10 protein-coding genes are annotated in these 8,793 nt (G+C 65.2%); 7 read left to right on the plus strand and 3 right to left on the minus strand.

Features of this window, described 5'->3' with window-relative positions:
- Positions 1 to 161: 161 nt before the first annotated feature.
- From guaD to V6M37_RS11515, 3 genes are all read right to left on the minus strand, one after another.
- Positions 162 to 1,472, minus strand: coding sequence for a guanine deaminase (gene guaD / locus V6M37_RS11505; protein ID WP_332673385.1), 1,311 nt, complete (start codon positions 1,470 to 1,472; stop codon positions 162 to 164).
- A 253-nt stretch (positions 1,473 to 1,725) separates the two neighbouring features.
- On the minus strand, positions 1,726 to 2,370 hold the full coding sequence (locus V6M37_RS11510; protein WP_332673386.1) for an HNH endonuclease: 645 nt from the start codon (positions 2,368 to 2,370) through the stop codon (positions 1,726 to 1,728).
- A 126-nt stretch (positions 2,371 to 2,496) separates the two neighbouring features.
- Positions 2,497 to 3,045 (minus strand): NUDIX hydrolase, encoded by a 549-nt coding sequence (locus V6M37_RS11515; protein WP_332673387.1) that lies wholly within the window; start codon positions 3,043 to 3,045, stop codon positions 2,497 to 2,499.
- A gap of 409 nt (positions 3,046 to 3,454) precedes the next feature.
- On the opposite strand from V6M37_RS11515, the gene flhD reads away from it, so the two are divergent.
- From flhD to V6M37_RS11550, 7 genes are all read left to right on the plus strand, one after another.
- The gene (gene flhD / locus V6M37_RS11520) at positions 3,455 to 3,775 is read left to right on the plus strand and encodes a flagellar transcriptional regulator FlhD (RefSeq protein WP_332673407.1); all 321 of its coding nucleotides are present in this window, start codon (positions 3,455 to 3,457) and stop codon (positions 3,773 to 3,775) included.
- A 44-nt stretch (positions 3,776 to 3,819) separates the two neighbouring features.
- A complete protein-coding gene (flhC, locus tag V6M37_RS11525) occupies positions 3,820 to 4,365 on the plus strand; it encodes a flagellar transcriptional regulator FlhC (protein ID WP_332673388.1) in 546 nt (181 codons plus the stop codon).
- A gap of 148 nt (positions 4,366 to 4,513) precedes the next feature.
- Positions 4,514 to 5,368 carry a flagellar motor stator protein MotA gene (gene motA, locus V6M37_RS11530; protein WP_332673391.1) on the plus strand — a complete coding sequence of 285 codons (855 nt, stop codon included), beginning with the start codon at positions 4,514 to 4,516 and terminating at the stop codon, positions 5,366 to 5,368.
- A gap of 57 nt (positions 5,369 to 5,425) precedes the next feature.
- Positions 5,426 to 6,451: a flagellar motor protein MotB gene (motB, locus tag V6M37_RS11535; RefSeq protein ID WP_332673393.1), complete on the plus strand. Its 1,026-nt coding sequence runs from the start codon at positions 5,426 to 5,428 to the stop codon at positions 6,449 to 6,451.
- A gap of 85 nt (positions 6,452 to 6,536) precedes the next feature.
- Positions 6,537 to 7,463, plus strand: coding sequence for a CheR family methyltransferase (locus V6M37_RS11540; RefSeq protein ID WP_442881012.1), 927 nt, complete (start codon positions 6,537 to 6,539; stop codon positions 7,461 to 7,463).
- Positions 7,464 to 7,473: 10 nt separating this feature from the next.
- On the plus strand, positions 7,474 to 8,067 hold the full coding sequence (locus V6M37_RS11545) for a CheB methylesterase domain-containing protein (RefSeq protein ID WP_332673396.1): 594 nt from the start codon (positions 7,474 to 7,476) through the stop codon (positions 8,065 to 8,067).
- 232 nt (positions 8,068 to 8,299) lie between these two features.
- On the plus strand, positions 8,300 to 8,793 hold a 494-nt coding region (locus V6M37_RS11550; protein ID WP_332673398.1), incomplete at its 3' end, for a chemotaxis protein CheW.

Genomic DNA, 8,793 nt, shown 5'->3' on the forward strand with positions numbered 1-8,793 from the left:
CCGGCTTGGCGGATCCGTAAGAATTGCCCGGGCCTGTAGATCATTCACCCGCAAAAAAACGTCCGGTCGCTGCGCGGGACGAACCTGAAAGCCGGGCAGTCTCATCGACTCGCCGGAACGTTCGTCGGAGGAAGGGCGCTCGCGCCGGTCGATCGGCGCCGTCAGCCGCGCCGCCACGCCGGCTCACCGAGCACGTACGTCGCCGCGACGGCGCGGTCGTCGCCGAGCAGCATCAGCATGAACAATCGCTCGGCGATCGTTGCGGCGGCGGCGCTGCGGCGGGCGAGGAGGGGGGTCGCCGCCGGGTCGAGGATGACGAAATCCGCCTCGCGGCCGGGCCGGAAGCTGCCGATGCGGTCGTCGAGGTAGAGACTGCGTGCCCCGCCGAGCGTTGCGAGGTAGAACGCCCGCTCGGGCGACAGGCGCTGGCCCTGGAGCTGCAGCACCTTGTACGCCTCGTTGAGCGTCTGCAGCATCGAGAAGCTCGTGCCAGCGCCGATGTCGGTGCCGAGTCCGACCCGCACGCCTGCCGCGTGTGCCCGGTCGAGGTCGAACAGGCCGGAGCCGAGGAACAGATTCGACGTCGGGCAGAAGCTGATCGACGCCCCGGTCGCGGCCATCCGCGCCCGGTCCGCCTCGTCGAGCAAAATGCAATGAGCATAGACGCTGCGCGCGCCGAGCTGGCCGTAGCGTTCGTAGACGTCCAGATAGCTGCGCGCTTCGGGATACAACTCCTTCGCCCACGCGACTTCGCCGGGATTTTCGGCGACGTGCGACTGCAGATATACGCCGCGGTGCTCGGCGTACAACCGTCCCGCCAGCCGCATCTGCTCCGGCGTCGAGGTCGGTGCGAAGCGCGGCGTGATCGCGTATAGCAGGCGGTCGCGGCCGTGCCAGCGCTCGATCAGCGCCTTCGACTCGGCGTAGCCGCTCGCCGCGGTGTCGCGGAGGAAGTCCGGGCAGTTGCGGTCCATCAGCACTTTGCCGGCGATCATCCGCATCCCACGTTTCCCGGCGGCGCCGAACAGCGCGTCGACCGACGCAGGATGCACTGTCGCGAACGCGAGCGCGGTCGTCGTGCCGTTCTTGAGCAATTCGTCGCAGAAGAACTCGGCGACCGCGGCCGCGTGCGCCGCGTCCTCGAACCGGCGCTCGGCCGGGAAGGTGTATTTCTCGAGCCACGCGAGCAGTTGTTCGCCATAGCTCGCGACGACGTCGGTTTGCGCGTAGTGGATGTGCGTGTCGATGAAGCCCGGCAGCACGAGCTTGCCGCGGTGGTCGTCGACCGGGGTGCCCGCGGGCAGCTTCACGAGCAGGTCGGCGGCAGGCCCGGATTCGGCGACCCGGCCGTTCCGCACGATCAGCACGCCATCTTCGACGTGCTCGCAGGCGGCGGCGCCGGCGTCGCCCGGGTCGTCGAGAAAGTGCACGAGCGCGCCGCGCACGGCGCGCAGGCTCGGAGAAACGGTCATTGCGTAGCCCTGGATCGTCCGCGACGGAAACGACCCGGATTGTAGCCAAGACGCCGCAGCGTTACGGCGCGCAACGTGCGACCGCGCGATGTCCCGGGCGATCGAGCGGTGTGGACGGGTCGGGCTGCACGGCACTTTCAGCCTGGTATCGAAGCAGGCCGCCGACTGTGGTCGGGTAAACCTTCCGGATGTTCGTCAGCGCGAGCCTCGGGGCGCCGGAGCCCGGATTCGGTTGCGTCGTCGTCACGAGCGGTCAGGGGAGGTGGAGGCGGCTCTGGCGCGGCACGTGGCGCGCGAGAAAGTCCATCTGGTCAACAAGGATGTTGCGGTTGCAAAGGATCAGGTATTCCGCCTTGTTCGGCACATAAGGGGCATACAGCAACGCCATTCGCGCCTGCTCGGGCGTGCGCCCGCTCTTGCGCTGGTTGCACGGCCGGCATGCCGTCACGACGTTCATCCACACGTCCCGTCCGCCTTGCGAAACCGGCACGATGTGTTCGCGGGTCAGCACGTTACCGGCAAAGCCGTAGCCGCAGTATGCGCAGATGTACCTGTCGCGGTGAAACAATTCACGGTTGTTCAAGGGCGGAACGATGCTGTGGCTCTCGGGGCGATAATTGCGTCCCTTGATCGCGATGATGCTGTTCGCGGTGATCTCAGAGCGCTCGCCGGTCGCCCGGGAGATGCCGCCGACGAATCGGAACTGGCGGCTCCCGACCGACCACGCGACCATGTCCAGCGCGTAGTAATGACACGCGGCCTGCCAGTTGATCCAGCGGTGGGGTAGGCCGCGCACGTCCAGGGTGAGGATCCAGGGGTGGTGAACGGCGGCGACTTTGACGCGCGGCGACGTTCGTCGTCTTTCCGATTCGACTGCAGTGTCATCGCCAGCGGTCACCACGTTCACCTCCTGTCGGTCGTTCCGTCCGTTCGTGCCCCGCGCGCCGGCTCGATGAAAAGCCGTTCGGCCGGGTTCGTGCTACGGACGGCGCACAACCGTTGGATCGGCAATCGCGCCCGGGGTTCAGATGGTGTCTGGAGGCGGCGCGGTAATGTCCTCTTCGTGGAAGCGGAACGTGCCGCGGCGGCGGTCTTCGAAGAAGCGGCGCAATGACAGGCTGATCGTGCGGAACGCGATGTCGTCCCACGGGATCTCGTCCTCCGAAAACAACGCCACTTCGAGCGATTCCTCGCCGGGCCGGAAGTCGAGGTCGAGCAGGCGCGCGCGGTAGACGATATGCACCTGGCTGATGTGCGGGACGTTGATCAGCGTGAACATGTCGCCGACCTCGATCCGCGCGCAGGCTTCCTCGAGCGTCTCCCGCGCCGCCGCCTGCGCGGTCGTCTCCGAGTTTTCCATGAAGCCGGCCGGCAGGGTCCAGTATCCGTGACGCGGGTCGATCGCTCGCCGGCACAGCAGGATGCGGTCTTCCCATTCGGGGATCGCGCCGACGACGATCTTGGGGTTCTCGTAATGGATGCTCCCGCAGCTGACGCAGGTGTGGCGGAGCAGCGTGTCACCGGCGGGAACGCGCAATTGGACGGTCGAACCGCAATTCGAGCAAAACTTCATGGCGGAGCCGCAGGCTTTTGGGGGACGATCAATTCTAGCTTGACCGGCTCTGCGGGCGCATGTTCGAGACAGGCGGTCCAGTTGTCCGGGGAATGATAGGCATAGGTATTGCTTAGGTCAGAGTAGAGCGAGTCGGCGTTCGGGTAGACCGAAGGTCGTATCTCGCGGGGCATGGGGATCGGGTGGCTGTCGGTGGAATTCGTGAGCGTCGGGTTCGATTCCTATTAGTGGAACCGGACGCTCCCCGGAAGGCACCCCGTTCTCGGTAATGAAAACGTTCGCCCCGATCGACGGCTCCCTGAGTCGTTTGTTTGGATGGTTGGCGCGACAGGCGCCTGCCTTGGCAACTTTGTCGCAATTTGTCACAATTGAACCCTACCGTCCCGTAGGGATCCCTCACGGGGTAAATATGCAACGTCCGGACTTTCAGGCAGAAATCCAGGAACTGAACCTGGCTTATCTGATGCTCGCGCAGCAGATGCTCCGCAGCGATCGCGAAACGGCAATGTTCCGCCTGGGGATCGGTAACGACATTGCCGAACTGATCATCGGTTTGTCGAGCGCGAAGCTCGTAAAGATGGCGAGCAGCCAAGTGCTGCTGCCGAAGTTCCGCTTCGACGATGTGCTGCTCACCGGCCTGCTCGCAGGGAAGGGGCGGGACGCGGCGTCGTCGAGCCTGCACGCCGCAATTCTCGCGGCCGGAAAGCCGGTCCAGGAATTGGATCGTTAGCCTGCGAATTTCGCGTCCGCATGATGCGAGTCGAGGAGAAGAACGTGAAGAACAAGAGCGTTATCGAGGAAGCCGAGGACATTCAACGTGCCGCGGAAATGGTTCGTCTCGGCGCACGCATGCAAATGCTCGAAGCCGAGACGAAGCTCAGCCGGGAACGTTTGCTGAAGATCTACAAGGAAGTCCGCGGGGTGTCGCCACCGAAGGGGATGCTGCCGTTTTCCACCGACTGGTTCATCACCTGGCAGCCGAACGTGCACGCGTCGCTGTTCATGGGCTTCTTCGAGTTCTTCCGCAGCAGCACCGGACTGAAAGGACTCGACGCGATCCTCAAGGCCTACCATCTCTACCTGGATCACATCGAAGCCGAGGCGATGGAGCCGGTGCTGAGCCTCACGCGGGCCTGGACGCTGGTCCGCTTCTTCGATGCCGACCTGTTGCAGCTCGCGCCCTGCAAGAGCTGCGGCGGACATTTCGTCGCCCACGCGTACGACCCGACACACGATTTCGTCTGCGGGCTCTGCAACATGCCTTCCCGCGCCGGCAAGACGCGTCGCGCGACGAAGACTGCGCTTGTCGACGCCGGCTGAGCCGTCCTTCGCCATCTTCGGGGGCCGCCGCGACCGCGGGCGGCCCTTTCGTTTTTCGGGCTCAAGTTGCACCGGCCGCGGACGTTAAATGCCAGAAGCTTGCGGGATGCGCCGGCATCTGCGCGGATGAATCAACAGGGGCCTCCCGGTGTTTCTGCTTATCGGTTATGTAGTCATTCTTCTGGCCTCGGTCGGGACCTATTCCGTCCACGGCAGCCTGATGGCGCTGTGGGTGCCGTTCGAATACCTCGCGATCGTCGGCCTCGCGATCGGCGCACTGGTGGCGAGCAACGGGCCGAAGGCCGTCAAGGCGACCTTGCGCACGGTCCCGTCGATCCTGAAGGGTTCTCCCTACACGAAGGCGATGTACATGGAGCTTCTCGCGCTCTTGTACGAGATCCTCGCGAAGGTGCGTAAGGAAGGGCTGATGTCGATCGAGAACGACGTCGATAACCCCGATTCCAGTCCGATCTTCACGAAATATCCGGCGATCGCGGCCGATCACCACGCGGTGGAATTCCTCACCGATTATCTGCGGATGATGGTCGGCGGAAACCTCAACGCGTTCGAGATCGAAGGCCTGATGGACAAGGAGATCGAAACGCACCACGAGGAGGCGCACGCGGTGCCGCACATCGTCGCGAAGCTCGGCGATGCGCTGCCGGCCTTCGGTATCGTCGTCGCCGTCATGGGCGTCGTGAACGTCATGGGCTCGGTCGGCCAGCCGCCGGCCGTGCTCGGCAAGATGATCGGCGGCGCGCTCGTCGGCACCTTCCTCGGGATCCTGCTTTCGTACGGATTCATCCAGCCGATCGCGAGCCAGCTCGAGCAACGCGTCGATGAGGGCGGCAAGGTCTACGAATGCATCAAGCTCGTGCTGCTCGCGAGCATGAACGGCTACGCGCCGCAGGTCGCGATCGAATTCGGTCGCAAGGCGCTGTATTCGACCGAGCGGCCGACGTTCGCCGAACTCGAGCAGGACATCAAGAGCCGGAAGGGTTGAGCGCGCCGTGACGAGCCGGCCTTCGAATACTCCGATCTTTCCCCGGAGCGGTGAGCGATGAGCGACGACACGCAGCAGCCGATCATCGTCAAGCGGATCCGCAAGGTCGCCGGCGCGGCGCACGGCGGCGCGTGGAAAATCGCCTATGCCGACTTCGTGACGGCGTTGATGGCGTTTTTCCTGTTGATGTGGCTGCTCGGATCGACGGCGCAAGGTGACCTCGAAGGCATCGCCGATCAATTCCTGAACCCGCTCAAAGTGTCGCTTCAAGGGGGCTCGGGCTCGGGCGACAGTTCGAGCTTGATCAAGGGGGGTGGCGAGGATCTGTCGCGCTCCCTCGGACAGAACAAGCGCGGCGACGTGCGTACGCGCCGGTCGATCAACCTCGACGCGGCGAAAGGGCGCGAGGAGTATCGTGTCGACGGCGACGACGACGGAACGGAAGCGATTCGCGAACAGGCGCGGCTCGTCGAACTGAAGGGGCGGATCGAGGCGCTGATCGAGGCCGATCCGAAGCTGCGCAGCTTCAGGAACCAGATCCTGATAGACATCACTTTCGAAGGCCTGCGGATCCAGATCGTCGACGAGCAGAATCGCCCGATGTTCAATACGGCGAGCGATCACCTGCAGCCGTACACCCGCGACCTGCTGCAGGCGATCGGCCGGGCGCTCAACGACGTGCCGAACCGCCTGATTCTTTCCGGCCACACGGACGCCGCTCAGTACGCCGGCGGCGAGCGCGGGTTCTCGAACTGGGAGCTGTCCGCGAACCGGGCGAACGCGTCACGTCGGGAGCTGATCGCGGGCGGGCTCGCGCCGGCAAAGGTCGTACGCGTCGTCGGGCTTGCCGAAACCGTTCCGTTCAAGAGCGACGACCTGTTCGACCCGACGAACCGCCGGATCAGCATCATCGTGATGAATCGGCGCAAGGAGGAAGCGGTGCGCGCCGAGGGCGGTACGGTCGACGTCAGCGCCGGCGTACCGGTTGATGACGAAGCGCTGCGGAAGAACATCGAAACGCAGCCGGTGCCGGCCGCCGCGGCGCGGACCAGGACCGCGGCACAAGGGCGGTCTTCGTCATGACGCCGCGGCAGGCGGGGCATGAGTCGGAAAAGCCTGCGGTTCGAAACGTCCTGGCAGCCGCGGGCGAGGAGTCCCGCGCATGACGATGCGCGACCCCGCGCGCTTCGGAAAGCCGCGGGCGCCGTCCGCGGCGCGACCCGCGCCGTCGTCGATCGTCGATGCCGTGCGCCCGCCGCTCACGGACGTCTCGTCGCGCGACCGCGAATTCGAATTCACCGGCGCGGACTTCGAGCGCATCCGCAAGCTGATCCACGCCCACGCCGGCATCGTGCTTTCGCCGGCGAAACAGGACATGGTGTACAGCCGGCTCGCGCGGCGGCTACGCGCGTGCGGGGATCGGACTTTCGCGGAGTATCTCCTTCGGCTCGACCGCGACCGGGGCGAATGGGAGACTTTCGTCAATTCGTTGACGACGAACCTCACGTCCTTTTTTCGCGAGGCCCATCATTTCGACATCCTCGCCGACCGCCTCCGGCGGGTTGCGGAAAAGCGCACGATCCGGATCTGGTGCAGCGCCGCGTCCACGGGCGAGGAGCCGTACTCGCTGGCGATCACCGCATGCGAGGCATTCGACTCCCTGACTCCTCCGGTGCAGATCCTCGCGAGCGACATCGACACGAACGTGCTCGCCCAGGCGCAGCGCGGGCACTATCGCGAGGATCGGCTCGAGCGGATGTCGCCCGAGCGCGTGCGGCGCTATTTCCTGCCCGGCCCGGAACGCGGTGAGCTGCGCGTGCGTCCGGAACTGCAGCGGCTGCTGAGCTTCCGGCGCATCAACCTGCTCGATCCCGTGTGGTCGGTGCAAGGCGGGCTCGACGCGATCTTCTGCCGTAATGTGATGATTTATTTCGACAAGCCCACCCAGTACGCGATTCTGAAGCGCTTCGTGCCGCTGCTACGCAAGAACGGTGCGCTTTTCGCCGGGCATTCGGAAAGCTTCCTCCATGCCGCCGACTTGCTCCGCTCGGTCGGCCGCACCGTCTATCTGCGCCTCGACGCCGATGTTGCGTAAGCTCACCCCGATGTCGCGAAGCGCCGCGGCGCCCCGCATCATCTTCATCGGCGCATCGACCGGCGGGACCGAGGCGATCAAGGAAGTGCTGCTCTCGCTGCCGCCGACCGCACCGCCGATCCTCGTCGTGCAGCATATGCCGGAGATCTTCACCGGCTCGTTCGCCCGCCGGCTGGACGGCCTTTGCCTGCTGAAGGTCAAGGAGGCCGAGGACGGCGAGCCGGTGTCGCCCGGCTGCGTGTATCTCGCGCCAGGTCATTCCCACCTCGCGATTCAGCGGGCCGGTGGCTTTCACTGCAGCCTCTCGCGTGCGGAACCGGTCAATCGCCATCGGCCTTCGGTCGACGTGCTGTTCCACGCCGCGGCGCTTCACGTCGGTCCGTCGGCGATCGGCGTCCTGCTCACCGGGATGGGCAAGGATGGCGCGAAGGGTTTGCTCGCGATGCGCGAGGCGGGGGCGTGGACGATTGCCCAGGACCACGATTCGTGCGTGGTTTACGGAATGCCGAGGGAGGCAGCGGCAATCGGCGCGGTGCGGGAGGTTCTGCCGTTGAAGGACATCGGGCCGCGGATCCTGAATCAGATCACCGTGCATTCGGCGTAACGCCCGTTTCGTCCGGGTCGCTCCGGGTGTGACGGACTCCACGCCACGCGCGATCCAGTCGCATTCCGGCCGGCGGAAGCGCTGCCGGCGACGCACCCGATGGGAAAATGCCGCCACGCGGAAACGGAAAAACGCGCTGCAGAAAGACTCAAGAAATCGCCGCTGCTGACGTTATCCCAAGACAAACCGGGGCGGAGCGCCTCCATCTAGCCCGCATCGCGCGGAGAGTGAAATGTCCGAACTGTTCAAGAACATCGACGCCCGAACACGGCTCGCCGGCACAAACAAGCTGGAAATCCTGCTGTTCACGCTCGGCGTGGACGCGCGTACCGGACGGCGCGAAACCTTCGGCATCAACGTCTTCAAGGTGCGCGAAGTCATGCGCACGCCCGAAATCACCGCGGCGCCGGAGATGCCTGGTTCGGTGCAGGGGATGGTGAGCCTGCGCGGCGCGCTCGTGCCGGTCGTCGATCTCGCGCGCTACGTCGGCGTTGGCCTCGACAGCCGGCGCGACATCATGATCGTGACCGAATACAACGGCCACACGCAGGGCTTTCTCGTCGAGGCGGTCGATACGATCCTGCGGCTCGACTGGTCGCAGATGAGAGTGCCGCCGGACATGCTCACCGCGAAGCTCGGCGGACTCGTCACCGCAGTGACCGAACTGGCCGACAAGAAGCTCGTGATGATGCTCGACGTCGAGAAGGTGCTGTCGGAGACCACGAC

Origin of the sequence: Aromatoleum sp. (assembly GCF_036675785.1) — a bacterium.
GTDB lineage: Bacteria > Pseudomonadota > Gammaproteobacteria > Burkholderiales > Rhodocyclaceae > Aromatoleum.